Consider the following 26,299-nt stretch of genomic DNA (forward strand, 5'->3'; position numbering starts at 1 on the left):
AGAAAAGAGCACCGGCTCTTTTCCAGCTAGCAAGAGAAAGGAAAGCGATGAAATTTACCATTAATCGGGAAGCATTGCTGAAGCCACTGCAACTGGTGGCGGGCGTTGTAGAGCGCAGGCAGACACTACCTGTTTTGTCTAACGTCCTGATGGTGGTGGACGGTGATCAACTCTCCCTGACAGGTACAGACCTGGAAGTGGAACTGGTTGGCCGCGTTTCTCTGGATGATGTCTCTGAAGGCGGCGAGATTACTGTTCCGGCACGTAAGCTGATGGATATCTGTAAGTCTCTTCCTGAGAACGCCATGATTGAGTTTTCTCAGGATGATCAAAGGGTTAAGGTGCGCGCCGGACGTTCACGCTTCACACTTTCTACTCTGCCAGCTAATGAATTTCCAAGCATTGAAGAAGAAGCAGGCTCGATGACCTTTACCATCGGTCAGACCCGGATGCGTCGCCTGATTGATCGCACAGCCTTTGCTATGGCTCAACAGGACGTTCGTTATTACCTGAATGGCATGTTGCTCGAGGTCAGTCAGAACTGTCTCCGGGCTGTTGCAACCGACGGTCACCGTCTTGCTATGTGCGCAGTTGATGCTGACATTAATCAGCAGGATCGACACCAGGTGATTGTGCCTCGCAAGGGTATTCTGGAAATGGCTCGCCTTCTTACCGAAGGTGACGAGATGGTACATATCTCTCTGGGTGCTAACCATATTCGTGCCAAAGCGGGTGACTTTATTTTCACCTCCAAGCTGGTTGATGGAAAATTCCCGGATTATGATCGTGTCGTCCCTCGTGGTGGTGACAAAATTATTGTGGGTGATCGTCAACAGCTGCGGCAGGCTTTCCAGCGTGCTTCTATTCTGTCCAATGAAAAGTACCGTGGCATCCGTCTGATTCTGAATGATGGTTTGCTTAAGGTGATGGCAAATAACCCTGAGCAGGAAGAAGCTGAAGAAGAAGTGAGCCTGAGCTATCATGGTGATGCTATCGAAATTGGCTTTAACGTCAGCTACCTACTGGACGTCCTGTCTGTTATTTCCGGAGACTCTGTGAAGATCACCCTTTCTGATCCTAACAGCAGTGCGTTGCTGGAAGAGTCCGAAGGTGGCGATTCTACTTACGTTGTTATGCCGATGCGTCTGTAAATACTGTATGAAAATGCACAACTCTCAAATATCGACACATCCTGTTAAGTCGCTGTTTTCTTCCGAGGGTTGTGCATGACCATCCATAAATTGATGGTTAAAGATATTCGTAATCTGGAATCTTTAACCATGCAGCCCTCTCCCTCCATCAACATTCTTTATGGCCTGAACGGTAGTGGCAAGACCAGCGTGCTTGAGGCTATCCATCTGCTGGGGCTGGCTCGTTCTTTTCGCAGTAACAGGGTAAAGCCGGTTATTCGCAGGGATCAGCCAAAATGTACTGTTTTTGGTCAAATTCGCCACTCAGGCAGTGCTATGTTGAATGTTGGTGTATCCAGAGCCTTGCAGGATGAGAACTTTCAGATACGAGTGTCTGGCGAAAACTTAAGGTCGACTTCTGAGCTGGCACGCCACCTGCCTTTGCAGTTAATCAATCCCGACACCTTTCGGTTACTGGAAGGCTCTCCGAAAGACCGTAGACAGTTTTTAGATTGGGGAGTGTTTCACGTGAAACAGCGTGATTTTATTCCTCTCTGGAAACGCCTGCAGAAGGCGCTCAAACAGCGGAACAGTTTGCTGCGGCATGGTAGAATATCCAGTTCTATTAATCGTTCTGTTCTGGATCAGATTCGCTCTGAACTCCCTGTCTGGGATTCTGAACTGGTGAAAGCTACTGAAGCTGTTCATCTGTTAAGACAAGAGTACTTTGAGCAGCTCGCTCCTGTCTTTCATGAAGTGCTGGGTCAATTAACGAGCCTTGAAGGTATTAAGCTCAGTTATTACCGGGGATGGGACAGACTACGCTCGTTTGCTGAAGTACTTGCAGAAGGAGTGGAGAGAGATATTCAGTCGGGTTTCTCGCATTCAGGACCTCAGCGAGCCGATATTCGGGTAAAAATGGATGGCATAAATGCCATAGATATTCTTTCGCGTGGACAGTTAAAGCTGGTTGTCTGCGCGTTAAAGTTGGCACAAGGCTTGTTGTTCTATCAAAAGACCGGCAAACAATGCGTTTTTCTGGTGGATGATTTGCCATCGGAGTTGGATGCTCCTCACCGGAAAGCCCTGTGTTCAATACTACAAAATATGAAGAGTCAGGTGTTTATCACCTGTGTCGAGCAATCAGCGCTGTCTGATTGCTGGCTGCCTGAAGTCAATGTCAAAGTGTTTCACGTGAAACAGGGGCGACTGGAGGCTAATAAACAGATCTATCCTGGGCGTGAGATTCGCCAGGCTGAATCGTTGGAGATAGAGCATGAGTGAACAAAATTACGATGCGTCCAATATTAAGGTGCTGAAAGGCTTGGACGCCGTTCGTAAGCGCCCAGGTATGTATATTGGTGACACGGATGATGGTACAGGTCTGCACCACATGGTGTTTGAGGTCGTTGATAACTCAATTGACGAGGCTCTTGCGGGCTATTGCGACCAGATCACTGTTATCATTCATCCGGACGAATCCATTACCGTTAAGGATAATGGCCGTGGTATCCCGGTAGACATCCACGAAGAAGAAGGTGTTTCTGCGGCCGAGGTCATCATGACGGTTCTGCATGCTGGCGGTAAGTTTGATGACAACACTTACAAGGTGTCCGGTGGTTTGCATGGTGTAGGGGTATCGGTGGTTAATGCCCTGTCAAAAGAGCTGAAAATGACCATTCGCCGTGGTGGACAGGTTCACCATCAGGTGTATGTGCATGGCGTTCCTCAGGAGCCTATGAAAGTTATCGGTGAAACTGAAAACAGCGGTACCGAGATTCATTTCATCCCATCCGAAGAAACCTTCAACAATATCCAGTTCAGCTACGATATTCTAGCCAAACGACTGCGTGAGTTATCATTCCTGAACTCCGGTGTTTACATCAAACTGGTGGATGAGCGTACCGGTAAGGAAGATGACTTCCGCTATGAAGGTGGTCTGAGTGCATTTGTTGAATATCTGAATACCAACAAAACAAACATTAATAAGGTGTTCCATTTCAATATAAATCGTGAAGACGGTGTCGGTGTTGAAGTGGCTTTGCAATGGAATGACGGCTTTCAGGAAAGTATTTACTGCTTCACCAACAACATTCCACAGCGTGATGGTGGTACTCACCTGGCGGGCTTCCGTGCAGCCCTGACCCGAAGCCTGAATGGGTATATTGAGCGGGAAGGTTTTGCCAAGAAGCAGAAGGTTTCCACTTCCGGTGATGATGCCCGTGAAGGTCTGACGGCTATTATTTCCGTAAAAGTACCAGACCCTAAGTTCTCTTCCCAGACCAAAGACAAGCTGGTGTCATCGGAAGTAAAAACAGCCGTAGAACAGGAGATGAGCAAATACTTTTCTGATTACCTGCTGGAAAATCCTCAGGAATCCAAAGCGGTTGTTAATAAAATGCTGGATGCTGCACGCGCCCGTGAAGCGGCCCGTAAAGCCCGTGAAATGACCCGCCGGAAAGGCGCTCTGGATATTGCCGGATTGCCTGGAAAACTGGCGGACTGTCAGGAAAAAGATCCAGCACTGTCAGAACTGTATATTGTGGAGGGTGACTCTGCGGGTGGTTCTGCCAAGCAGGGACGCAACCGTAAGACTCAGGCTATCCTGCCGCTGAAAGGTAAAATTCTGAACGTAGAGAAGGCTCGCTTCGACAAGATGCTGTCCTCTGCTGAAGTAGGCACTTTGATCACAGCGATGGGCTGTGGCATCGGTCGCTCTGAATTTAATATTGAAAAGCTGCGCTACCACAACATCATTATCATGACGGATGCGGATGTTGATGGTTCTCACATTCGTACACTGCTGCTGACTTTCTTCTTCCGTCAGATGCCAGAGCTGATTGAAAACGGCTATGTCTACATCGCTCAGCCTCCTCTGTACAAGATCAAGCGTGGTAAGCAGGAGCAGTACCTAAAAGATGAAGCTGCACTCAGTGAATACCTGACGCAGGCGGCGCTGGAAAATGCCAGCATGCACGTGAATGAGAATGCTCCGGGTATTGCCGATGAGCCGCTGGAAAACTTAGTGAAAGAATACCGTCAGGTGATAGCGGGTATTGAGCGACTGTCCCGCCTGTACCCAATGGATATCATGAAGGAAATGATTTACATGGCTGAGGTGGAAGAAGCCAGGCTCGGTGATGAAGCCTTTATGAAAGACTGGACAGACAAACTAAATGAACGTGTTCAGCAGATTGACCTGGCTGGTCGCACCATTACTTTCGAATGTATTGAAGATCGCGAGCATCATGCCTGGCTGCCGAAAGTGACGATTCTGGCGCATGGTATTCCGTCTGAATACACCTGGAGAAATGACTTCTTCACCTCCGGCGATTATCGTGCCATCGTCAAGCTGGGTAAGCAGTTGCAGGGACTGCTGGAAGAAACGGCGTTCTTCCAGAAAGGCGAACGTAAAAAAGAAACGACCTCGTTCGAAGCGGGCCTTGAATGGTTGATGGTTGAATCGACCAAACGAGTTGGCATCCAGCGCTATAAGGGTTTGGGAGAGATGAATCCGGATCAGCTCTGGGAAACCACCATGGACCCGGATGTACGCCGGATGCTGCGAGTGACTATTGAAGATGCGATTGCTGCCGATCAGATCTTTAATACCCTGATGGGAGATCAGGTTGAGCCGCGTCGTGATTTTATTGAAACCAACGCTCTGCGTGTGGCAAACCTTGACGTGTAATCAACTGCAAAGCTGGTTGCCATAAGGGCTTGAAAGCCGGAGACTGCAAAGAGTTTCCGGCTTTTTTGTATACTCCTGTTCACTTAACGGCTATTCATCCAGGCTATTTATCTAACAATAGGAATCGCTATGTACCAGTCACTTATTCGTCAAGAACTTGAAGAAGCACAACAGGTGCTGGATCGTTTCCTGAACGACGAAAGCTGTATCAATGCCATTAATGATGCAGCCGTACTGATTGCTGACTCTTTTAAAAATCGAGGCAAGGTTATTTCCTGCGGCAATGGCGGCTCTCATTGTGATGCCATGCATTTTGCGGAAGAGTTGACTGGCCGTTATCGGGATAATCGTCCTGCCTACCCTGCTATTGCTATTTCTGATGTCAGCCACCTGTCCTGCGTATCCAATGACTATGGCTATGACCATGTCTTTTCCCGCTACATTGAAGGGGTCGGATTTGAAGGCGATGTCCTGCTGGGAATCAGTACCAGCGGGAACTCCGGAAATATCATCACAGCCATTGAAGCAGCCAGAAAGAAAGGCATGAAGGTTGTTTTATTAAGCGGAAAGGACGGTGGCAAGATGGCTGGAATGGCGGATGTAGAAATACGTGTGCCGCACTTTGGTTATGCAGATCGTATTCAGGAAGTTCATATTAAAGCGATTCACATCATGATTCAGTTGATTGAAAAGCTGATGGCTGAATAAACGGTATGAACCGAAAGGTGCCCTCTTGATTGAGGACATCTTTCCATTGACGATCTATTGTTATCAGAGTTTCGGAAAATTCGCGCTTCCTGACCTGGTATAAAAGATGTTAACCCTTAAAAGCTTGACTCTTTCTTCCAATATTCTTGAATTAACTAATCCTGTTAATTTTCTAAATACTACAAATATGTCTAACGCCTGCTACACCCCCGGCAACTGGTGTTCTTATAATCGCAGGGCAGAAACTGTTATGGTAAATCCAAAGCCTTCCTACTTTTCTGGCTACGTTTTTCGTGGAGACACCAGAAAACCAGAAATTATCTTTGAACGTGGCTTTGAATTGCAGTTAGAGCCCTATAGCAGAAGAACAGAGTCGAGAATAGTAGGCGCAATAGGCGGTATTACCGGAACTCTTGGTGTCTCAACAAGCGTTTGTGCCAGCGCTTGTGGTCATTACTCTTTCAGGCCTACAGAGCTGGATCCGTTTACGCCGGGAGGTGGATCAGGCTTCGTCTACCTGATCGACGCAACAGAGTTTAAAGGCTTTGCCATACCCACCCCCAGGCCCGATGATCCTATAGTTTCATTTAACCCGATCCTGAGGGATATTTATGAAGTCAATTTTGCTTCTTATATCACGGGAAATTACATAGTGGGTATAGTGTGGGCGTACGGCAAACAAGATGAGGGATGGTTAAACTCTCGCGGTTTCTGGCCTTATAATCCCGCTCGACTCTGGTTAGCAGTAAACCCATATTTTGAGAAACCATTGTTACAGCCTGACAGGATCATGAAGGGAATGGAAGCGGCAATACATGTGCAGAATCAGTTTAATGACCATTAAACGACGTTTAACCTGAAAACGCGCATTTTCAAATGAATTACGATTTAGTTGTCAGCTCCGGGGTAGTGGACTGGCTTCCCTGCATGAAGCATACCTCAAGGTATGCGATCTCAATCAGCTGTATTCATTTCCTCAAGTGCCTTTTCAATCCACTGCCTTGACTCCTCATTCAGCTGAGCTGGCGTCTTTCCTTCAATACTGATTTCCTTACCAATACGAATCGAGATAGTGCCGGGACGTTTTATCCATGACGTGTTGGGCCAGCAACTACCGGCGTTGTGCGCGACAGGCAAGATATTCCTTTCCGCTTTACGAGCAAGGTTAATGCCTCCCCGGGAAAACTTACCCAGCTCACCATTAGGTACCCGTGTCCCTTCGGGGAAAATTAAGACCCAAACATTGTCTTCCAAAGCCTGCTTGCCCTGCTCTACGATTTGTTGCAGAGAACGCCTGGGATCATCACGATCAATAGCAATGGGCTTGATCAGTCGAAAAGCCCAGCCAAAAAAAGGAATGTTCAGCAGTGATTTTTTTATCACCTGGGTTTGTGGTGTAAAAAGCGTCTGCAGAAAGAAGGTTTCCCAGGAACTCTGATGGTTACAGACTATGACACAGGGAGTGTCAGGAATATTTTCCTTCCCCTTGACTTCCCACTTCACTCCTGCAATCCAGCGAGTCAGGCTGATGGTGACATGACCCCAGATTTTTACCAGAATGTGTCTTTTTCTGAAAGGAGCCAGTGGCAACCCTATCAACATGAATGACGACCAGCAGACTGTCCATACAGTCAAAGCCAGGTAGAGCAAAATTGTTCTTAAACTATATACGACAACGGACATTTAAAACCTTTTTCTATGTTGTCATGGTTATTGTCAGGAAAATTGTCAGGGATGACCCAGCAAATGATCCGTAAAGTCAGCCAGTGATTCAAAAACCGGAACGTCTTCGAGCTCCTCGCCTTTTGCCAGCGTTCTTTCACCTTTCCCTGTTCTGACGAGCACCGGCTGGCAGTTTTTCCGTCTGGCACATTGCAGGTCTTTTAATGAGTCGCCAACAAACCAGGCGCCACTGGCGGGCAAACCAAGGCGTTGTTCAATCTGGTCGACCAGGCCGGTTTCCGGTTTTCTGCACTGGCAACCTTCGTCAGGTCCGTGGGGACAGAAAGTGATGCAATCTATATGCCCACCCTGCTCCTGAACCAGATGGTTCATTTTGTCATGCATGGCTTCCAGTTCGGACATGGGGTAATAGCCCCTGGCAATACCCGACTGGTTGGTTGCAACGGCAAGGGTGTAACCGGCTTTACTTAACCTGCCAATGGCTTCAATGCTGCCGGGAACAGGAATCCATTCATCCACAGAGCGAATGTAGTTATCGGAGTCTTCGTTAATCACTCCGTCACGATCAAGAATAATAAGTCTGGTCATAGGCAGAGCCTTTCAGCGGCTTATAGAGCTTTCAACGGCTCATATAGTAACTAAAAAAAGAGCGGCTGTTGCCGCTCTTTTTTTGTTGTTTATCAGGATTTCTGTAACAACGAAATATCAGCAACGTGCAGGAACAGGCTGCGAAGTTGCTTCAGCAAAGCGTAACGATTCAGACGAACGGCTTCGTTTTCTGCATTCACCAGTACCTTGTCGAAGAAGTTATCAACAACGTCCTTTAATGGTGCAAGGCTCTCCATTGCCTGACTGTACCGACGCTGTTCCAGAGCAGGCAGAACCTCTGCTTTTTTGTCAGCCAGAGCCTTTGCCAGAATCTGTTCTGCGTCTTCGCTCATCAGGCCTGTATCGACAGAATCCGGAATCAACAGATCACCGGCTTTGGCCATGATGTTGGAAACCCGCTTGTTCGCAGCAGACAGTGCATCCGCTTCATCAAGCTGGCTGAAAGCATGAACCGCTTTAACACGCTGGTTAAAGTCAAACGGTTGGGAAGGTTTCAGGGCCATGACAGACAGGAACACCTCGGCAGGAATCTTCTCATCCTGATACCAGGCGCGGAAACGTTCCAGCATAAATTCCAGAACTGTTTCTGTCAGGGCTTCACCGGCAGGCAGTTCAACGCCCTGTACCTTGTAACCCTCAATAGAGTGATTAATCAGGTCCCTCAAGTCCAGATCCAGTTTTTTCTCAACGATAATACGCAGAACACCCAGAGTCGCACGACGCAGCGCAAACGGGTCCTTGCTGCCGGATGGTGGCTGTTTAATACCAAAAATACCGGTGATGGTATCAATCTTGTCGGCAATGGCGACAGCGCTGCCCGTCAGGTTGGATGGCAGTTCATCACCTGCAAAACGTGGCATGTACTGTTCGTTCAGGGCGATACACACCTCTTCCGCCTCACCGTCAAAGGCACCGTAGTATTGCCCCATGATGCCCTGCAGTTCCGGGAACTCCAGAACCATTTCAGAGTTCAGATCAGACTTGCACAGCTCACCGGCACGTTTAGCCAGCTCTGGCTGTCCACCTTCCTGTTCAGCAATGAAAGCGGCCAGGCGGGCAATACGGTCCGTCTTGTCATAAACAGAACCTAACTGCTGTTGGAATACAACAGGCTTCAGGTTTTCACGGCGGGCTTCCAGTGTGGTCTTCTTGTCGGTATCGAAGAAAAATTTGGCGTCAGCCAGACGTGGGCGGATAACTTTCTCGTTACCTTCTACCACCTGAGTCGGGTCAAGGCTTTCAATATTGGACACGGTGATGAAGTAAGGCATCAGCTTGCCTTTTGCATCGACCATGTGGAAGTACTTCTGGTGCTCTTTCATTGAAGAGATCAGGGCTTCAGCCGGTACTTCCAGAAACTCTTTATCGAACTGACCGGACAAAGGCACAGGCCATTCGTTCAGGGCAGCCACTTCGTCCAGCAAGTCTTCATCGATCACCGCTGTACCGCCAGCGGCAGTAGCCACTTCATTGACTTTAGTCCTGATGGTTTCACGGCGGGCTGCAAAGTCGGCGACGACCTTACCGTCTTCCAGCAGCAGCTTCTGGTAATCCGTAGCGGCGTTGATGGTCAACTCTTTATTGGCATGGAAGCGGTGACCTTTAGTGGTGTTGCCGCTCTTCAGCCCGAGGATTTCACAATCAACGACCTCAGAATCCATCAGCATGACCAGCCAGTGAACCGGGCGTACAAATTCAGCACGGCTGGCGCCCCAGCGCATACGCTTTGGAATCGGCAGAGCCGCCAGTGATCTGGAAACGATTTCGGGCAGCAGTTCTTTCGTCTGCTGACCCGGCTGAATGGCGCGGAAAACCAGCCAGGCTCCTTTCGGGGTATCCAGCTGTTCCAGTTGATCAACGGATACACCGTTAGAACGGGCAAAACCTTCAGCGGCACGGGTTGGGTTGCCATCAGCATCAAAGGCTGCTTTAACCGCAGGGCCACGACGCTCCAGGTTCTGGTCAGGCTGAGCCGCTTCCAGACCTTTTACCAGCAGTGCCAGGCGGCGTGGTGCAGCGAAAGATTCAAAGCCTTCAAAGGACAGTTGTGCGTCTTTCAGGCCATCAATAATGCCGGTGGTGAAAGCATCAGACAGTTTTCTCAATGCCTTTGGTGGCAGTTCTTCAGTACCCAGCTCAACCAGGAAATCTTGCTGACTCATTACTTTTCCTCCTGAGCAGAAAGCTGTTGCGCACTCTTTTCATTAAGAGCAGCTTCACGAATCTCGTCGCTGGCCATTGGAAAGCCCAGCTTACGGCGTGTATCGAAGTAAGCTTTAGCCACAGCGCGAGCCAGAGTACGCACACGCAGGATATAGCGCTGACGCTCAGTAACAGAAATGGCGTGACGGGCATCCAGCAGGTTGAAGGTGTGGGAAGCCTTCAGCACATATTCATAAGCAGGCAGAGGCAGACCCAGCTCTACCAGACGGGCAGATTCACTCTCAAAGAAATTGAACTGGTTGAAGAGTTCCTGAGTGTCGGCATGCTCGAAGTTGAAAGTAGACATTTCCACTTCCTGCTGCAGGAATACGTCGCCATAGGTGACGGTACCCTGTGGGCCTTTTGTCCACACCAGATCATAAACGTTATCCACGCCCTGAATGTACATGGCCAGACGTTCCAGACCGTAAGTGATCTCACCGGTCACTGGGAAGCACTCAATACCACCGACCTGTTGGAAATAAGTGAACTGAGTCACTTCCATACCGTTCATCCAGACTTCCCAACCCAGCCCCCAGGCGCCCAGGGTCGGGGATTCCCAGTTGTCTTCTACAAAACGAATATCGTGTACCAGAGGGTCAATGCCCAGCTCGCGCAGGGAGTCCAGGTACAGGTCCTGGATATTGGCCGGAGAAGGCTTCATCACCACCTGGAACTGGTAGTAGTGCTGCAGTCGGTTGGGGTTCTCACCATAGCGGCCATCGGTTGGACGGCGGCTTGGCTGCACATAGGCAGAGTTCCAGTTTTCAGGACCAATGGCACGCAGGAAGGTGGCAGGGTGAAAAGTGCCAGCCCCTACTTCCATGTCCAGTGGTTGCATGATCACGCAACCCTGTTTGGCCCAGAATTGCTGCAGGGCAAGAATGAGGCCCTGGAATGTTTTGATGTCAGGCGTGCTTTGAGCAGTCACTTTACTACCTCATGGAGGCTCGAATTCGGTTTTATAGTCCCTGGATGCCCTTATTGAAATTGCGAGAGGGCAAGATTCCGGTTAGCCGGAAAGTGGGGATGAGTTATCGCAAATAGAGACGGATTATACCGTTTTACGCCGCAGAGTATAAGGTTGTGGATAAGATGTTAATTGATGTGGATAAAGGGGTTAAAGAGACTTCTTATCTGAAGGTGTGTGATTTAAACGATAACTCGTCTTTCCCAGTTACTTTTGGCTTTCAGCATATTCTTCTGGAGATCCTGAAGAATGATGTCCGGGAATCTGTAGAAGCCATCAAACTCTCCTCCTCTGTTTTTACCACTCTTTTGAGTTGATATGTAGTGAAACGCTTCCTGTTTTGAGTTAAAGGCTTTCAGCCCCCCTTGATTTGGATTTGTGAAAAAATCAACATCGTAATCAAAATTGTGTGGATCATAAACAACGTACTGGTAGCTCCCATCGCGGGCTTTTATTCTGAAAATGCCGTAGGCATAGGCACCCTGCCCGACAACAACTGAGCTTGCTTTATCGAAGTCATGGTTTTCAATTTCATGGCGAGAGAGGACTTTAGTATCAGTACGGTTAAAGTGTACCCCGTCTATTCGTGCAGTGGGTGAACCTTGCTCAGTTCCTATCATAGCGTAGCTATAAAAAGCGTTGGCAAAAGGTGGTAATTTGTATCGGTCTGTATTTCCTAGCAGAGCTTGTAGAATAACCGGTCCGAAACCATAGTGCTTCCTGATTAGATAGTTTCTGACGAGTTGACGGTCTTCAGGACTCAGTTTATCGAGCTGGTCTTCAATGGTTGCAACAAGCAATGGAAATGAAACCTTAATACCAGTCGCCATAAATATAGCGAGTTGAAGTGAATTAAACCCACAGGCCCATGCTTCTTTATTCCCTCCGCTTCCGGCTTGGAGGTTTTGATAAGGTTTGCGGTTGTCAACTAACTTGTTTTGCAGGTATGCAAAGGCTCTCTCCGCCCCTTTCTTTGAGTACCCGGGAAACCCACCGCCCCCTACGTCTTCACCGTCGAATGAGCCAGCCCTTACCAGTTTGAGCTGGTTTGTATCCATGTCTTTTACAACAAGGATTTCATCACCTGGCAGGTAGTCCCTACTGGATACTGGCTGAAGTTGTACCTTAAATTTTTTGAGTACCAGATGATTACTGTTGGAATAAGCGATACGGTCACAGTCGGTAGGCTCTGCTGGTTGAAACCTGATTGGAGTGTTTTCTAACCAGGAGGCATCAGCCCTTCTGAAACCAAGGTAAGCCTGTTGCAGTAAAGGGCGTGATTCGGATGGTCTGTCCAGCAAGACCATTTCTTCCGCTGAGATAAAACGAACCCTGTCAACATCAGACTGATCCAGTTTAAAACCACCTGAAACTCTTGAACCGGGTGACACAGGTACGTCACGTCTGCGTCTTTCATGTTCAAGCATAAACTCAACGGGGCGAGCCGTTGCGGCTCCATCAGGAGTAAAAGGTGAATGTACAGGCCGGACACCAGGCTTTGGTGTCGTCATTAAACCAAGAGGGACCATAAACTGCTTGTAATCAACAACAGGTGTTGCAGCGCCTGCTTCGGTTAGAGCCTCTTTGCTGGTTCTTAGCTGTTCTTCTGCGATAGCGGCTTTATCGAATAGATCCTGTTTTTTAGCCCCTTTGTACTGGTTTTCAATCTGTTCCAGCTTTCTTATCAGTTTGGTTTTTATCTCGTTGTACTTTTTGGGGTTCGCTCTTAAACGTTCATCGGGTGGAATAACACTGATAAGCGTCCCTTTATCGTTATACGAAATAGAAAAGCCCAGGTTAGCCGGAATACCGGCAGGGTTACTGCCCAGCCTTTTTAACGCAGGGATGTGATTGATCAGGCTGGCCTGAGCCTGTAAGACACTGGTTTTGCGTAACTGCTGTATATAGTTTGCTTTTGCAACAGCTCTGGCATTAACAGCGGGAGAAGCGGCGACAGGCGTTATATTTCTCGCCCTCAGAGGCGTGGGCTTACCTGCCTTCCCTCTTGCTGTTGATGGTGAGGGTTCAGGTGTTCTTTTTACTTTACCGTCTGAGCGTTTGCCGGGTGGAAGGTTATCGGTATCAGATGAATAAGGTCGACGGACAAATGGCGGTTTGGGATTAATTGGCATTTTATAAACCGCTCAGTTAATACGTATGATTTTTATCGGTTCAGCACACAATAAACTTAGATCTTGCTGAGTACCGGAACGGTACCTGAAGCAGTTAGTAAACACTTGTATTTGACTGGCTGGACCGGCAGAGCCTTTTCAAGGTTTGTTTTATGGTGCCGAGACCGGATAGTACTACGGCTGGCATTGCTCAGGGACGCATCAATGAGAATCAAAACGAGGCAGTTCATAGCTTTGGAAGGCGTTGCTTTATTATTCCTGTTATTTCTTGGCCGGTTTGCTATTGCTGAAAGTATTGTCAGTTGTCCTGCCGGTATGAAATATCAGGGAAATGTCTGCTACCAACCCTGCAAATCTGGTTACACCGAAGATGGTCCGGTTTGCCGGAAAGGGTGTTCGAGTGGTTTCAGCTGGGATGGTTCTGCCTGTTCGAAATTTTATGGGGTGGTCAGTTATTACCCGGACAGTTACGCGCGAAGCACCGGTATTCCAGAGACATGCAACTCCAGCTCTATCAACAAAGATTTGCCTGCGGCCAGTGGTGAGACTGCCTTTACTATGCTGGTTTCTTCCGATAGCCAGTATCCCTGGTGGAACCGGACGAATGTGAGTGATGAAGAGGTCAAAAGAAGAGGAGAGCTGACTAATAAGCAGCAGATTCGGGCAATGAACAATATTACCCGGGTTTCACATACATCGGGTGGGAAAACGGTAACGGGAACATGGCCTGATAGCAGCAATGTTCTGTCTTCAAGGCGTGGTGCAGCCATTACAAAACCAAAAGGGTTGGTTATCAATGGTGATTTAACCGCCTTCTGGCATGACTGGCAGGTGGAGAAGTATATGGATCTGTATCATCGAAATGATGCTGACCCCGATAATCTGGAAAACCTCAAGCTGGATTTATTTCCGGGTCTGGGAAACCATGATTACTCCAATAATGCCGGGGATTGCTGGTGGACGCGCAATCTGGAGTATGTAGCACTGGGTTCCCATGGTTGTGCCAAAAATGCCAGCCATTACATCAAGAAAATGGTTAGCTGTAAGCTGGTCAGTAATTTTCCATCCGGTCAGATATCCGGTTTTGATGAAAGCAGTCTTGCTTATTCATGGGCGGTAGGAAAGTATTTCTTTATTCAGCTGCATAATTACCCTACTTATTCTTACAGTGAAATTGATGTATCGACATCCATTTCGTGGCTGAGTAAAGAGTTGGAGCGAGCTAATAAGGCGGGGTATCGCAGTGTTCTGTTGATGCATGATTATGGTGAACATATGAGGCAGAGTAATTCTGAGTTTCTCTCTGCCATTGCCGGTAAAAATGTAGTGGCGATTTTTGCAGGGCATATACATCAGAACTATGGCTATCAGGGAAGCGTACCGGGTTATTCGGAAATCGCTTTTTTTCGTAGTGGTGCTGCAGAATACAATACTTTTTTATTAGCGGAGTTTGGTAAAGACTATATGACGGTTGGTGTTATCAGTAGCCTTGATGGCAAACCGAAGTTTCTGGATCCAGGTTCAGGCACTAAGATGAAGACCATCCAGTTTTCTTCTCCATAAATTAAAGGTCAGCTGTGTGCTGACCTGCAATTCCCGGTTATTGCCAGATTTCACTGCCCTGTGAGTGAAGCCGTTATGAGGCTGCCGCAGCCAGTCTTTTTTCCATATTCCCAAGAGTAGGAAATTCTTGCGTTTCAACCTGTAGAGGCGGGTTAATTTTGTCTGCCGACAGGCTCTCAAGTTCATCGACAAGCCCTTCCCACAGAGGGACATGTTGTTGCAGATAATGAAGCCTTTGCAGATCTTCTCCCTGAAGCTGTTTAAAACCACTATTGTGTCTCTGCATAAGAACATTAAGTTCTTTTTTACCCGATTCAGCCTGTTTTCGCAGCCGTTGCTCCGGCGATGTTAAAATCAGTTTCAGGGCTGTTTTGGCACCATGGTAAAGCCCACCCAGGACAAAAGAGATGGCACCTCCAACCAGTGCGCCCTTAGCAGCGCCTATGGCGGTTGAAAGCCCTATAGCCATCAGACTGGGAGGAAATCCAATGGTTGCTACGATTGCAGTGGCAAAGCCCATGCCCGCGCCGATTATTGCACCCAGTTTCATACCGGTCTTGCCGACTTTTCTGGAGCCAATCCAGGCACTGTGACAGGTTTCTCTCCAAATACCTTTTCGCGAATAGGTAAAGTCTTTAAGAATATCTTCGCGACTTCGAGCCACATTATGGTGTCCAAGTCTGGCTGTAGCGAAAAGATCTGACTTATGGAAAGACGCCAAACCGGAATTGTCGGCTGCGCGGAATTTTCCCACTGTATTTCTACTCGATTGTGTGTACATCCCTGCCCCCTTTGATTGTTATTCAGGCTGAGACGATTGTATGGAGCTAAATGACTGAATGGCATAACAAAACGGTCAGTATTTCTGTCAGTTTAAGCCACCGGAATACCGCCTGAATGCCCTGAGCCTGAGCCCCTTATCGTGTATTTTTATGGATTTTGGAGAAGAAAGTGGCAGCAGGTTTGTTGATCCTGCTGCCTGCGGGAATCAATAACGCCAGAAGACAGGAGTAAACAGTACCAGAAGAGTAAATATTTCCAGTCGTCCCAATAGCATGGCAAAGGTCAGAATCCACTTTGCTACATCGGGCAGGCTTTCATAGTTACCTGCAGCTTCTCCAAGAGCAGGGCCCAGGTTGTTCAGGCAGGAGGCCACCGTCGAAAAGGCAGTCACAATATCCAGACCAGTTGCCATCAACAGCAGAAACATCACAACCAGCAGGAATACATAAGTGGCAAAGAATCCCCAGACCGCTTCACCTACCCGGCTGTGTACCGGCTGGCCGCCCAGCTTGATAGTAAGGATCGCGTTAGGGTGAACCAGACGATGCAACTCACGAATGCCCTGCTTGAAGATCAGCATGATACGCACCACTTTCATGCCACCCGCAGTTGAACCGGAACACCCTCCGACAAAACTGGTAATAAACAGCAGCAGTGGCAGAAAGGTTGGCCAGACAGAGAAACCGGTGGTTGAGTAACCGGTTGTCGTAGCAATGGATACGACCTCAAATACACCGTATTCCAGTGATGTCCAGAAACCATAAGTATTCGAAAGATACAGGGTAAACACCGTGATCAGGGCAACGGTTGAAAGAACCAGTACATAGCCTTTTACTTCAGAATCCCCTGAGTAATGGGATAGAGTTTTGTTGCGCCAGGCAAAGAAATGCAGGGCAAAGTTGATGCCTGCGAAAAACATGAAGAAGGTGGTCATCGCATTAATCAAAGGCGACTGGAAATAACCAATACTGGCATCGTGGGTTGAGAAGCCACCGATGGCAATGGTTGAGAAACTGTGACTGATGGCATCGAACCAGTCCATGCCCGCCAGTTTATAACCAAGAGCGCAGGTAACCGTTAACGCCATATAGAGCATCCATAATGCCTTGGCCGTTTCTTTGATCCGGGGTGTCAGCTTACTGTCTTTTACCGGCCCGGGGGTTTCTGTGCGGTACAACTGCATACCACCAATGCCCAGCATCGGCATAATCGCTACCGCCAGAACAATGATTCCCATCCCGCCAAACCACTGAATCTGCTGGCGATAAAACAGAATGGAACGGGGCATGTCGTCCAGTCCGGTCAGAATGGTAGCTCCGGTGGTCGTCAGCCCCGACATTGATTCAAAAATCGCATCTGTCACTGACAGGGACGGTGCTTCCATCATCAGAAAAGGCAAAGAACCGACCAGCCCGAGAACCAGCCAGAACAGGACGGTAATAACAAAACCGTCCCGGGTTCTCATGTTGCCGCGTACTTTTCGGTAGGGAAGCCACATGGACATACCGCCCAGCAAGGTCAGGAAGAACGTGTAGATAAAGAGTGAAATCTCAGCCTCGCCGTAGATCAGCCCGACTATCATAGGCGGGATATTCGACAGACTGAATACCATTAATAGGAAGCCCAGAACGGGCATGACTACTGAAAGTTGCATACAACCCCTGTTTTAGTTTTCTTGCTGCCATGCAAAAGCCTGACTCGAACGCGTTACCAATGTTCCTTTTGTGTCAGGCCCGGAGTATCGAAAACTTCAATACTCCAATCGGCGCAATGTATGCGCCGGTATTGTGTTGTAATAAGTATTAATGTCCTATATGGATAATCCACATAGGACAGGGTCAGAAGAATCCAAGCCCAACCTGGAAAAGTCTTTCCACCTCATGAATACGTTTTTTATTGGTTAGGAACAGGATGATATGGTCGCCGGATTCAATACGAGTGGTGTCGTGTGCAATCAACACCTCATCATTACGAACAATGGCACCAATGGTGGTTCCCGGCGGTAGCTCTACTTCCTGAACGGTACGGCCTACGACCTTCGATGAACTTTCATCGCCATGGGCAATGGCCTCCATAGCTTCTGCAGCGCCCCGACGCAGGGAGTGTACGTTGACCACGTCACCTTTACGGACATGCTTCAACAGGCTGCCAATAGTGGCCAGCTGTGGCGAGAGGGCAATATCAATTTCGCCACCCTGTACCAGGTCAACGTAGGCCGGGTTGTTGATCAGTGCCATTACCTTGCGAGCGCCGAGCCGTTTCGCGAGCATGGCCGCCATAACATTGGCTTCATCATCATTGGTCAGGGCGCAGAACACATCGGTTTCCTCAATATTTTCTGCGATCAGCAACTCTTTATCAGAAGCATTGCCGTTGAAGACCATGGCCTTGGTCAGCGTTTCCGACAGGAACTGACAGCGTGACATGCTGCGCTCAATAATTTTAACCTTGAAATCATTTTCAGCGGATTGCGCCAGCCGCAAACCGATGTTGCCACCCCCGGCAATAATGATGCGTTTGTAGTCATCATCCAGACGCTGCATCTCGCTCATTACGTCACGAATATGACGACGGTCGGCAATAAAAAAGACTTCGTCGTCTGCTTCCAGAACCGTTGTTCCCTTGGGCATAATCGCCTGACCCCGGCGGAAAATCGCAGCCACACGACTTTCGACGTTTGGCATGTGCTCTTTCAGATAACGCAGCTCCTGACCAACCAGCGGACCACCGTAGTACGCTTTCATGGCAACCAGCTGTGCGCGTCCTCCGGCAAAATCCAGTACCTGCAAAGCCCCCGGGCGCTCTAACAAGCGACGGATGTAGTTAGTAACAACTTGCTCCGGACTGATCAGTACGTCAACCGGCAGAGCGTCGTCACCAAACAGGCTGTCTCTGCTCAGGTACGCTGCCTGTCGGATTCGGGCAATCTTGGAAGGCGTATGAAACATGGTGTAGGCAATCTGGCAGGCGACCATGTTGACTTCGTCACTGTTCGTGACAGCAACCAGCATATCGGCCTCATCAGCTCCCGCCTGCTTGAGCACAGAAGGGAAAGATGCCATGCCCTGTATGGTGCGAATATCAATTCTGTCCTGCAGCTCCCGGAGTCGTTCACCATTGGTGTCGACCACCGTTATATCGTTTTCCTCGCTGGCAAGGTTTTCAGCGAGGGTTCCACCGACCTGACCTGCCCCAAGAATGATAATCTTCATGAATCAGTATCCTTAACTGCCCTGTGCCTGTTTTTTAATCAGGCTATAAAAGAATCCGTCCCCGCTGCCGGGAAAAATCTGTCGTCCAAACCCGGTATCGTGGCCCCAGTGACCTTCAATGGTTTGCAGGCGGGCGTCCGGGTGGCTGCTCAGAAATGCTTCAACCTGTTTGCTGTTTTCAGCAGGCATGACTGAACAGGTGGCGTATAACAGAGTGCCGCCCGGTTTCAGCAATGTCCACATCGTATTGAAAATGCGTTGTTGCAATTGCGCCAGAGCATCAATGTCTTTCGGTTGACGCAGTAGCTTGATGTCCGGGTGGCGACGTATAACGCCTGTTGCTGAACAGGGAGCGTCCAGCAGAATATGGTCGTACAGTTGTTTATCCCACCACTGTTCAGGCTGTGTACCGTCGCCATGCATCAGGCGTGCGGATAAGCCGATGCGGTCAAGGTTTTCCTGAACCCTTGCCAGTCGCTTCTCATCCACATCCAGTGCATCCAGCGTTATATCGTCGTTTAACTCAAGCAGGTGACAGGTTTTACCCCCAGGAGCACAGCAGGCATCAAGAACCCTTTCTCCGGGCTTTGCATCAATTAATACGCCAGCCAGTTGCGCTGATTCATCCTGAACGCTGACCCAGCCTTCAGAAAAGCCCGGCAGCTGATCCACAGGAACCGGCTTAGCCAGTGTAATGGCCTGGGGAGCAGTGGTGGACGGTGAAGCCTGAATGCAATGATCCAGCAGCTTTTTCAGATAGCGGTCGCGGGACAGATGCTTCTCATTGACCCGCAGAGTCATAGGGGGCTGTCGGTTGTTAGCCTTGAGAATTTCCTGCCAGTGTTCTGGCCAGCCTTTTTTCAGCTTACCGATTAACCATGCCGGGTGAGCAGTGGCGCAGATTTCATCGAAATGCTCGCTGTCCTGCTCGTCCAGACAAGTCAGCTCATCACTGTTGCGCTGGGCATTACGCAGAACGCCATTCACCAGCCCCCTCGCCCAGGCTTTGCCCATACTGCGCGTCACCTGAACCGTTTCCCCAATGGCGGCGTGTGCCGGAATGCGGGTGTAGAACAGCTGGTACAAGCCCACCAGAATCAGGCTGTGTACCACCTGTTCTTTCTTTTTGAGCGGCTTATCAACCAGCTTGTTTAGCCAGGCGCTGAGACGGAAGTAGTAGCGGATGGTGCCGTAGCAGAGTTCGGCCAGCAGGGCCTGGTCTTTTTTTGGCAACGTTTCCTGCAGGTCAGGCAGTACCTGACTCAGGGATTCACCGGATACAACCCGGGTGACGGCGGTGGCTGCCGCCAGCCTTACAGAAGATTTTCTGGCCATTAGCTGAACCGTTTTCCGGCTGTGAACAACTCTTTTTTGCTATTCAGCAGGTCGCTGACAGACATGGCTTTGCTACCGGGAAGTTGTACTTTGGTAACTCGCAGGATACCGTTTTGGCAGGCGATATCCAGCCCTTTCTTATCGGAATTGAGCAGAGTGCCTGGCTCTTTGTCAGAGTCTTCAAAAACGACGATGGCTTCCCAGATCCGAATCGTCAAACCTTCAAATTCGGCTGTTGCAACAGGCCACGGGTTAAATGCCCTTACCAGACAATCAAGGTCTGCAGCGGGTTTGCTCCAGTCAATTTTCGCTTCTTCCTTGCTCATCTTGTGGGCATAGCAGGCCAGATCATCATCCTGCTCTTCAGGTGTCAGAGTGCCTTCGGCAATCGCGTTGACGGCTTCGACCAGTGCCGGTTGGCCGACTTCAATAAGGCGATCATGCAGGTCTGAAGATGTATCAGACGCATTGACCGGGCAACAGGCCTTGATCAGCATATCCCCCGTGTCCAGCCCTGCGTCCATCTGCATAATGGTGACGCCGGATTCTTTATCACCTGCTGCAATTGCCCGTTGAATCGGGGCAGCACCGCGCCAGCGGGGCAGAATCGAGCCATGCACATTGATGCAGCCATGCTTTGGGGTATCCAGAACTACCTGGGGCAGTATCAGTCCGTAAGCCACAACGATCATCAGGTCGGCATCCAGGGCAGCCAGTTCCTGCTGTGCGGCTTCATCACGCAGCGTCTTTGGCTGGTAAACCGGAATGTTATGCAGCAATGCCAGCTCTTTGACCGGGCTCGGCTTCAGTTTGCGTCCCCGGCCCGCAGGGCGGTCTGGCTGTGTGTAGACCGCAATAACTTCATGGTGCGAATCAAGTACTGCTTGCAGATGTGCACTGGCAAACTCCGGCGTACCGGCAAAGACGATTTTCAGGCTTTTCATTTCGATATTCGGGACTTATGAATGGCTCCGCGGCAGCGGAATAAGAGATGACCGTGAATGATAAGGAAACTGCTACAGAGAGTAAAATCCTGGTTGTGGCAGAGCTTGAGGTACACTAGTACAGCTGTGTTTGCTCGAGGTCTGAGAGAGCGTCTTCAAACAGTTCGATTAATGTTGTGCTTCCATTATTGTTTTGCCACAGCTGTTTTCTGAACTTTTGCCATTCTACAAACGTTTGTTTCTGTTTTAGCAGTTTGGTTTTCTCTGTAGAAGAAAATGTATCGAAGTAATTTGTGAGTGTCATCAGCTGCTCATCCTCAGACATTTCTGATAGCTCAATAGGAAGAACAGATATATGAGGAACTCTTTCATAGTAAGGCAACTTTCCTATGGAAACGATGTCATAAAAGCTGTGATCTCCTGTACACCCGGCAACAGGCTGACTGGATGCAATGGCAACCAGGTCCAGCAGAGGCTTGCTTATTGGAAAAGGGTTGATCAGCCATAAAGTACGTCCTTTCTGAGTTGGGTGTATATATTCCGTGGAGCTATTATCACTGCCTGTCCAAAATACAATCCGTTGAATAGAGTTGTCTTCCATAACTCTGTTCAATAAGGTTTTTATGAATCTTTCGAGTCCTGGAGTTGCAAAATATTTTTTGAGTCTTTGAAAGCTTGTTACATATTTTATGTCCTTTGTCGGATCAGCAATGGGCAGTGTAGTTGATATAAAGTCTAATTTTGACAGGTCATCGTGCATATAGCTGAAAAAATAAGAGCCATCGTTTTGCAGCCATTTTATTTGATCTTCGGTACTGTCTTTCCCTGATAAGATACTTAAAAATGCATGATTTGATTTAAAGACACTTTCCGGAACTGTTTCGTATAGTTTGGAAATACTGAGTTCTGAGAAATTTTCAGCCATTATTTTTTGGCTTTCAGAGAGTAGTAAGCCTATTTTGTGTCGCCCTGATGTCTGTCCATTATATGAAAAGTAAGAGCTTGAGTGGTTGTCTTCGCAAAAAGAATTGACTTTATTTGAGTGTTTTGACTTTACCCCGAAAGAATAGTTTTTTTCTCCCAGTAAATTTATCCTGAGATTACTATCATTTTCTGAAGGTTCTTCATTTTCCAGATTATCATCTTCTTCATCATCGTCTTCATCGTTAAAAACATCCGCAGTGAACCACCAATTTTTTTTGAGGAGTGACAAATCGCTTTGTTCCAGATGCCAGCCATCATTCAAACCCGATATTGCTTCAGTAGCTACCGACATGCCGGGATCTCCGTCACAGTAAAACATTTCAGTAATATTGAGTTTTACAGAGAGGCCCAAATCATTTAGGTGTTTCACAAGAAATAAATTTTCTGGTTCTGAACCAACATGAGCCAGAACGGTATTGGTGGCGTTCTTTCCTTCTAGAAATTGAGATAATAATTTTCCTTCACCTGCGCTTATAGAGGGACTGGCTTCTTCTGAGCCTGTATTTGTAATCCAGATGACAGAATTTTCTTCAAACTCTTTTGAATATATTTTTAATACAGTTTCTTTTTTATGAGGTTCTCCATAGAGAATCAAGCTGACGTTTGCGTCCGTTATTTTGTTATTTAGCAGATGGTATATTTTGACACCATATGCGTAATCCCCCAGCCCTTTTGAGGCACTTGCTGCCATGAGAATTATATTTTCTTTATTCTTGCTTAAGTGGTTATCCTCTGCAGCCAGAGGTAAAACACTCAGGTAAAGTATTATGGCTGGTAATATTTTTTTTAACATTGTTGCATCCACAGTTTTTCTGTAGATGTTATCGGCATGACTCAAGTCTATGTAAGTCATGCCGGGCTAACAATCAGGCAGTAGTCAGGCGCTTGTGCTTAACCATCTTCTTGCGAATACGATCCTGCTTCAGTTTGGACAGATAATCCACAAACAGTTTGCCATTCAGATGGTCGATTTCGTGCTGAACGCACACGGCAGCCAGACCATCGAAATCCATAGAGTATTCTTTGCCGTCACGGTCCAGAGCGGTCAGGCGCACGGAGGCAGGACGGTCCAGCAACTCAAAAACACCCGGTACCGATAAACAGCCTTCGGAGATATCGGTCAGCTCGTCTGTCAGGGATTCAAATGTTGGGTTAATCAGAACCAGAGGCTCGCTGTTGTCTTCTGAGAAGTCCATCACCACGATGCGCTGGTGGATATTCACCTGAGTCGCAGCCAGACCAACGCCTTTGGCGTCATACATGGTTTCCAGCATGTCATCAACGATCTTGCGAACATCGTTGTTCACGTCGGCGACCGGGCTGGCGATGGTGCGCAGTCTTTCGTCAGGGTATTCCAGAATATCGAGCAGTGCCATGAGAGTCTCTGATAGAAAATTTTGATTAGAAACTAATTTTAAATATCTTTTTGGTATATAGGTAGTTTTAAGTACATTGGTACTCATCTGCAAGACTCGAAAGGGGGAGTTGCCAGAAAATTGTGGAGGTGTTGTGGTTACCTTACGACAGGCCAGTCTTTTGCCGACTGCCATAAACCAGCAATACTGCAATGGCCTGTATCTCCCGCATGAGAAATCATCAGGCCGACCAGCTGATCTACCGCCTCATCAACATAGCCTTTTTTTCTCAACAGGGACGCCATGGCAGGAGCGGCCTGGTTGATGATAAAAGAGGACTGTTTTTGCGGATCAAACTGGCTGTTCTGGCGGTAAGAAGGTGTATTCAGCACCCAGTTGATAAACGCGAGCTTTCGTCCCTGAAAGTCTTTAAGAGCCCGTAAAATGGCAGTGTTGATGATTTTGTTGGAATATCCTTTTGCCTGCAGTTCTGTTAATGCCCACTGGTAAAGCCTTTGTCTTGCTTTTGCCTGTTGAGAGGAAGAGTCATGAGCCAGTGTATTGGATGTGGTTTTATTCATTGTCGGAACAGGGAAAGTAATGACGCTTTAAGCCCTATCGGCCATCAACACCGGTCTTTCACTTTCCAGATGTCTGGTAACAGCAAAAGCGTATGCATATTCAGAAAGGGGTACTCTGGTCGAAACTGTAGATAACATTCATTGCTCGATTTGAGCGCTAATTGATACACTTCGGGCAATGATAAAAATAAAAAATCAAGGGTCGCTCTGACATGAGAAGCTTCGTTCTTGGGGTCTTACTAGCGTGTATTGCTATATCGGGTTCTGCCTTTGAAAGTCCGATCAAACCGGACTCCCCAAGAGAATATATTGTTACCAGAGGCGATACCCTGTGGGATATATCCAACCGATTCCTGAAAAGCCCCTGGCTGTGGCCGGAAATCTGGCATGCGAATGCCCAGATTCATAATCCGCATCTTATTTTTCCCGGAGATGTCATCAGTCTTGTGTATGTCGACGGTCGCCCACGACTGACGATTGTACGACGAGGTGAAAGTGGCCGGACGATAAAACTCAGCCCGAAAGTTCGCACACTCCCGGCAGAATCTGCCATTCCTGCTATTCCCCTGCAGGCAATAGACTCCTTCCTGAACAACAGCCGGATATTTAACAATATGCAGGAAATGGAGGCGGCTCCCTATGTGTTTGCGACCAAACAGCAGAGGATTATCGCCGGTACAGGAGACCGGATTTATGCCAGAGGTCAGGTGAAGGCCCTGTATGGACGAACCCTTGGGGTTTACCGCTCGGGTAAAGTGATTTCCGACCCTGTGAGTGGTGAGCTTCTGGGTGTGGTGGCGATAGACATTGCCAACGCAGCAATGGTTAAAACCTCCAGCGATGTTGCCACCCTGAGGCTGATTGACAGTAACATGGAGGTTCGTGCCGGTGACCGGGTGTTACCCGCCGATACCTTTTCGCAAATGACAGCCTTTTTTCCCCGTGCTCCGGATGCTCCTGTGGAAGGAGCCGTTGTGTCTGTGCTTGATGGCGTTGACAGAGTCGGTCGACTCAATACGGTTATTATCAACAAAGGCTTGCGGGAAGGTTTAAAACAGGGCGACCTTCTGACTGTCCATAAAAGTCTGCTGGTTAAAGACCCAGTCTCCGGACAGAACATTCAGCTGCCACCTGAGAGGGTGGGAATGATAATGGTTTATCGCCCGTTCGAAAAATTGAGCTATGGTATTGTGCTGTTAGCAAACGAAGACATCAGTATTGGGGATAACATAAAGAGTCCGGAATGACCCTTGAACTGGCCAGACAGAATGCCGAACATGAGGCATCGCAACAGCAGGAATGGCAACAACTGAGTCAGTGGTTGCTGCTTTCATTTATTCCCGGGCTGGGTGCCGTTCGCTATCGGTCACTGCTCAAAGAGTTTGGTCACCCTGAAGCTATCCTTTCAGCAACTCAAAGCCGGTTTACCTGACAAGCTTGCACAGTATATTGCCGGAAACCCGGAAACCCCTGATATCAGTGAACGGCTTACCTATACGCGCAACTGGCTGGAGTCCAGTGAAGCACACCATATCCTCAGCTTTAACTGCCCGGAGTATCCCGCAAGATTAAAAGAAGTTCCGGATGCACCACCACTGCTGTATGTGATTGGTAATCCTAAACTACTCTCAGAACCACAGCTGGCGATAGTCGGCAGTCGTCGTCCTACTCCCCAAGGGTGCAGGCTGGCTTATGACCTTGCGCTCGAACTCGGTAAAAGTGGCCTGGTCATCACCAGCGGTCTGGCGCTGGGGATTGATGCAGCAGCCCATCAGGGGGTTTTGAGCAGTTATGGCAGTACGGTGGCTGTACTGGGAACAGGCGTTGATCAGGTTTATCCCCGCAACCATCGCAACCTTTATTCCCTGATTGCCCAGCAGGGAGCTATCGTCAGTGAGTTTCCTCTGGGAACGTCTGCCAGCCCCGGACATTTTCCCAGACGCAACCGCATCATCAGTGGGCTGTCTCTTGGTGTTCTGGTGGTTGAAGCCGAGCAGAAGAGTGGTTCACTGATTTCTGCCCGTCTGGCGGCAGAGCAGGGACGTGATGTGTTCGCGGTTCCCGGTTCGGTATTAAATCCTCTCTCTAAAGGTTGTCACCAGTTATTACGGGAAGGCGCTGTTCTGGTGGAAAACCATGAAGATATACTGGCTGAGCTTCAGCCTCTGCTTGAGCCAATGCTGGAGGAAACAGAAGCAGAGTCAGAAATAGTCAGCGATGTGATTAACAGTCAACACCTGCATGTTCTGGACTGCATGGGTTTTGATGTGGCCAGTATGGATTTGCTCAGCCAGGTATCAGGACTGCCCTGTGAGGAGCTTTCTGTGGTTCTGACAGAGCTGGAAATGGAAGGACTGGTACAGTCGGTTCCCGGTGGTTTTCTGAGAGTGCGTTGAAGTTGTCAGCCATTAACGGCT

The 26,299-nt window shown here is 48.5% G+C and carries 22 protein-coding genes; 9 read left to right on the forward strand and 13 right to left on the reverse strand.

The window, feature by feature from the left end; translation table 11 throughout:
• The first annotated feature begins 47 nt into the window (after window positions 1–47).
• The 5 genes from dnaN (at window position 48) to V5J35_RS11975 (ending at window position 6,373) form a co-directional block, all read left to right on the forward strand.
• Window positions 48–1,151, forward strand: a complete 1,104-nt coding sequence (gene dnaN / locus V5J35_RS11955) for a DNA polymerase III subunit beta (protein ID WP_354007350.1) — start codon at window positions 48–50, stop codon at window positions 1,149–1,151.
• Between the two features lie 75 nt (window positions 1,152–1,226).
• Entirely contained in the window at window positions 1,227–2,414 is a 1,188-nt protein-coding gene (gene recF, locus V5J35_RS11960) for a DNA replication/repair protein RecF (protein ID WP_354007351.1), read from the forward strand.
• A complete protein-coding gene (gyrB, locus tag V5J35_RS11965; protein ID WP_354007352.1) occupies window positions 2,407–4,821 on the forward strand; it encodes a DNA topoisomerase (ATP-hydrolyzing) subunit B in 2,415 nt (804 codons plus the stop codon). Before recF ends, gyrB begins: the two co-directional genes overlap by 8 nt.
• Window positions 4,822–4,950: 129 nt before the next feature.
• Window positions 4,951–5,529 carry a D-sedoheptulose 7-phosphate isomerase gene (lpcA, locus tag V5J35_RS11970; protein ID WP_354007353.1) on the forward strand — a complete coding sequence of 193 codons (579 nt, stop codon included), beginning with the start codon at window positions 4,951–4,953 and terminating at the stop codon, window positions 5,527–5,529.
• A 106-nt stretch (window positions 5,530–5,635) separates the two neighbouring features.
• On the forward strand, window positions 5,636–6,373 hold the full coding sequence (locus V5J35_RS11975; protein ID WP_354007354.1) for a hypothetical protein: 738 nt from the start codon (window positions 5,636–5,638) through the stop codon (window positions 6,371–6,373).
• Between the two features lie 110 nt (window positions 6,374–6,483).
• Here the strand turns inward: V5J35_RS11975 and V5J35_RS11980 are convergent, their stop codons facing one another.
• From V5J35_RS11980 to V5J35_RS12000, 5 genes are all read right to left on the reverse strand, one after another.
• Window positions 6,484–7,131 carry a lysophospholipid acyltransferase family protein gene (locus V5J35_RS11980; protein WP_354007355.1) on the reverse strand — a complete coding sequence of 216 codons (648 nt, stop codon included), beginning with the start codon at window positions 7,129–7,131 and terminating at the stop codon, window positions 6,484–6,486.
• A gap of 126 nt (window positions 7,132–7,257) precedes the next feature.
• Window positions 7,258–7,800 carry a D-glycero-beta-D-manno-heptose 1,7-bisphosphate 7-phosphatase gene (gmhB, locus tag V5J35_RS11985; RefSeq protein WP_354007356.1) on the reverse strand — a complete coding sequence of 181 codons (543 nt, stop codon included), beginning with the start codon at window positions 7,798–7,800 and terminating at the stop codon, window positions 7,258–7,260.
• Between the two features lie 92 nt (window positions 7,801–7,892).
• On the reverse strand, window positions 7,893–9,983 hold the full coding sequence (gene glyS, locus V5J35_RS11990; RefSeq protein ID WP_354007357.1) for a glycine--tRNA ligase subunit beta: 2,091 nt from the start codon (window positions 9,981–9,983) through the stop codon (window positions 7,893–7,895).
• Complete coding sequence (gene glyQ, locus V5J35_RS11995; protein ID WP_354007358.1) at window positions 9,983–10,954, reverse strand: glycine--tRNA ligase subunit alpha; 972 nt, start codon at window positions 10,952–10,954, stop codon at window positions 9,983–9,985. The genes glyS and glyQ overlap by 1 nt, the downstream gene beginning before the upstream one ends.
• A gap of 221 nt (window positions 10,955–11,175) precedes the next feature.
• Window positions 11,176–13,125, reverse strand: a complete 1,950-nt coding sequence (locus tag V5J35_RS12000) for a hypothetical protein (protein ID WP_354007359.1) — start codon at window positions 13,123–13,125, stop codon at window positions 11,176–11,178.
• Window positions 13,126–13,329: 204 nt separating this feature from the next.
• Between V5J35_RS12000 and V5J35_RS12005 the strand changes: the two genes are divergently transcribed.
• Window positions 13,330–14,688, forward strand: a complete 1,359-nt coding sequence (locus V5J35_RS12005; RefSeq protein WP_354007360.1) for a metallophosphoesterase family protein — start codon at window positions 13,330–13,332, stop codon at window positions 14,686–14,688.
• 73 nt (window positions 14,689–14,761) lie between these two features.
• Here V5J35_RS12005 and V5J35_RS12010 read toward each other — a convergent pair whose 3' ends face one another.
• The 8 genes from V5J35_RS12010 to V5J35_RS12045 all read right to left on the reverse strand — a co-directional run bounded on the left by V5J35_RS12010 (window position 14,762) and on the right by V5J35_RS12045 (window position 23,882).
• A complete protein-coding gene (locus V5J35_RS12010) occupies window positions 14,762–15,469 on the reverse strand; it encodes a hypothetical protein (RefSeq protein WP_354016390.1) in 708 nt (235 codons plus the stop codon).
• A 207-nt stretch (window positions 15,470–15,676) separates the two neighbouring features.
• Window positions 15,677–17,125 (reverse strand): TrkH family potassium uptake protein, encoded by a 1,449-nt coding sequence (locus tag V5J35_RS12015; RefSeq protein ID WP_354007362.1) that lies wholly within the window; start codon window positions 17,123–17,125, stop codon window positions 15,677–15,679.
• Between the two features lie 184 nt (window positions 17,126–17,309).
• Complete coding sequence (trkA, locus tag V5J35_RS12020) at window positions 17,310–18,683, reverse strand: Trk system potassium transporter TrkA (RefSeq protein WP_354007363.1); 1,374 nt, start codon at window positions 18,681–18,683, stop codon at window positions 17,310–17,312.
• A 12-nt stretch (window positions 18,684–18,695) separates the two neighbouring features.
• Complete coding sequence (rsmB, locus tag V5J35_RS12025) at window positions 18,696–20,018, reverse strand: 16S rRNA (cytosine(967)-C(5))-methyltransferase RsmB (protein ID WP_354007364.1); 1,323 nt, start codon at window positions 20,016–20,018, stop codon at window positions 18,696–18,698.
• On the reverse strand, window positions 20,018–20,962 hold the full coding sequence (gene fmt / locus V5J35_RS12030) for a methionyl-tRNA formyltransferase (RefSeq protein WP_354007365.1): 945 nt from the start codon (window positions 20,960–20,962) through the stop codon (window positions 20,018–20,020). The genes rsmB and fmt overlap by 1 nt, the downstream gene beginning before the upstream one ends.
• A gap of 115 nt (window positions 20,963–21,077) precedes the next feature.
• Complete coding sequence (locus V5J35_RS12035) at window positions 21,078–22,739, reverse strand: hypothetical protein (RefSeq protein WP_354007366.1); 1,662 nt, start codon at window positions 22,737–22,739, stop codon at window positions 21,078–21,080.
• A 73-nt stretch (window positions 22,740–22,812) separates the two neighbouring features.
• Window positions 22,813–23,322 (reverse strand): peptide deformylase, encoded by a 510-nt coding sequence (def, locus tag V5J35_RS12040; protein ID WP_354007367.1) that lies wholly within the window; start codon window positions 23,320–23,322, stop codon window positions 22,813–22,815.
• 137 nt (window positions 23,323–23,459) lie between these two features.
• Entirely contained in the window at window positions 23,460–23,882 is a 423-nt protein-coding gene (locus tag V5J35_RS12045; RefSeq protein ID WP_354007368.1) for a hypothetical protein, read from the reverse strand.
• A gap of 212 nt (window positions 23,883–24,094) precedes the next feature.
• On the opposite strand from V5J35_RS12045, the gene V5J35_RS12050 reads away from it, so the two are divergent.
• From V5J35_RS12050 to dprA, 3 genes are read left to right on the forward strand one after another with little or no spacing between them, the layout of a single operon-like run.
• Window positions 24,095–25,129: a LysM peptidoglycan-binding domain-containing protein gene (locus tag V5J35_RS12050; protein ID WP_354007369.1), complete on the forward strand. Its 1,035-nt coding sequence runs from the start codon at window positions 24,095–24,097 to the stop codon at window positions 25,127–25,129.
• The gene (locus V5J35_RS12055; RefSeq protein WP_354007370.1) at window positions 25,126–25,314 is read left to right on the forward strand and encodes a hypothetical protein; all 189 of its coding nucleotides are present in this window, start codon (window positions 25,126–25,128) and stop codon (window positions 25,312–25,314) included. The genes V5J35_RS12050 and V5J35_RS12055 overlap by 4 nt, the downstream gene beginning before the upstream one ends.
• On the forward strand, window positions 25,265–26,278 hold the full coding sequence (gene dprA, locus V5J35_RS12060; RefSeq protein WP_354007371.1) for a DNA-processing protein DprA: 1,014 nt from the start codon (window positions 25,265–25,267) through the stop codon (window positions 26,276–26,278). Before V5J35_RS12055 ends, dprA begins: the two co-directional genes overlap by 50 nt.
• The last annotated feature ends 21 nt before the right edge of the window (window positions 26,279–26,299 follow it).

This window comes from Endozoicomonas sp. NE40 (genome assembly GCF_040549045.1).
Taxonomy (GTDB): Bacteria; Pseudomonadota; Gammaproteobacteria; order Pseudomonadales; family Endozoicomonadaceae; genus Endozoicomonas_A; species Endozoicomonas_A lisbonensis.

Coding starts and splice junctions, on each gene's coding strand:
- dnaN (WP_354007350.1), top strand. CDS start 48: ATGAAATTTACCATTAATCGGGAAGCATTGCTGAAGCCACTGCAACTG.
- recF (WP_354007351.1), top strand. CDS start 1,227: ATGACCATCCATAAATTGATGGTTAAAGATATTCGTAATCTGGAATCT.
- gyrB (WP_354007352.1), top strand. CDS start 2,407: ATGAGTGAACAAAATTACGATGCGTCCAATATTAAGGTGCTGAAAGGC.
- lpcA (WP_354007353.1), top strand. CDS start 4,951: ATGTACCAGTCACTTATTCGTCAAGAACTTGAAGAAGCACAACAGGTG.
- V5J35_RS11975 (WP_354007354.1), top strand. CDS start 5,636: ATGTTAACCCTTAAAAGCTTGACTCTTTCTTCCAATATTCTTGAATTA.
- V5J35_RS11980 (WP_354007355.1), bottom strand. CDS start 7,131: ATGTTGATAGGGTTGCCACTGGCTCCTTTCAGAAAAAGACACATTCTG.
- gmhB (WP_354007356.1), bottom strand. CDS start 7,800: ATGACCAGACTTATTATTCTTGATCGTGACGGAGTGATTAACGAAGAC.
- glyS (WP_354007357.1), bottom strand. CDS start 9,983: ATGAGTCAGCAAGATTTCCTGGTTGAGCTGGGTACTGAAGAACTGCCA.
- V5J35_RS12000 (WP_354007359.1), bottom strand. CDS start 13,125: ATGCCAATTAATCCCAAACCGCCATTTGTCCGTCGACCTTATTCATCT.
- V5J35_RS12005 (WP_354007360.1), top strand. CDS start 13,330: ATGAGAATCAAAACGAGGCAGTTCATAGCTTTGGAAGGCGTTGCTTTA.
- V5J35_RS12010 (WP_354016390.1), bottom strand. CDS start 15,469: ATGTACACACAATCGAGTAGAAATACAGTGGGAAAATTCCGCGCAGCC.
- V5J35_RS12015 (WP_354007362.1), bottom strand. CDS start 17,125: ATGCAACTTTCAGTAGTCATGCCCGTTCTGGGCTTCCTATTAATGGTA.
- trkA (WP_354007363.1), bottom strand. CDS start 18,683: ATGAAGATTATCATTCTTGGGGCAGGTCAGGTCGGTGGAACCCTCGCT.
- rsmB (WP_354007364.1), bottom strand. CDS start 20,018: ATGGCCAGAAAATCTTCTGTAAGGCTGGCGGCAGCCACCGCCGTCACC.
- fmt (WP_354007365.1), bottom strand. CDS start 20,962: ATGAAAAGCCTGAAAATCGTCTTTGCCGGTACGCCGGAGTTTGCCAGT.
- V5J35_RS12035 (WP_354007366.1), bottom strand. CDS start 22,739: ATGTTAAAAAAAATATTACCAGCCATAATACTTTACCTGAGTGTTTTA.
- def (WP_354007367.1), bottom strand. CDS start 23,322: ATGGCACTGCTCGATATTCTGGAATACCCTGACGAAAGACTGCGCACC.
- V5J35_RS12045 (WP_354007368.1), bottom strand. CDS start 23,882: ATGAATAAAACCACATCCAATACACTGGCTCATGACTCTTCCTCTCAA.
- V5J35_RS12050 (WP_354007369.1), top strand. CDS start 24,095: ATGAGAAGCTTCGTTCTTGGGGTCTTACTAGCGTGTATTGCTATATCG.
- V5J35_RS12055 (WP_354007370.1), top strand. CDS start 25,126: ATGACCCTTGAACTGGCCAGACAGAATGCCGAACATGAGGCATCGCAA.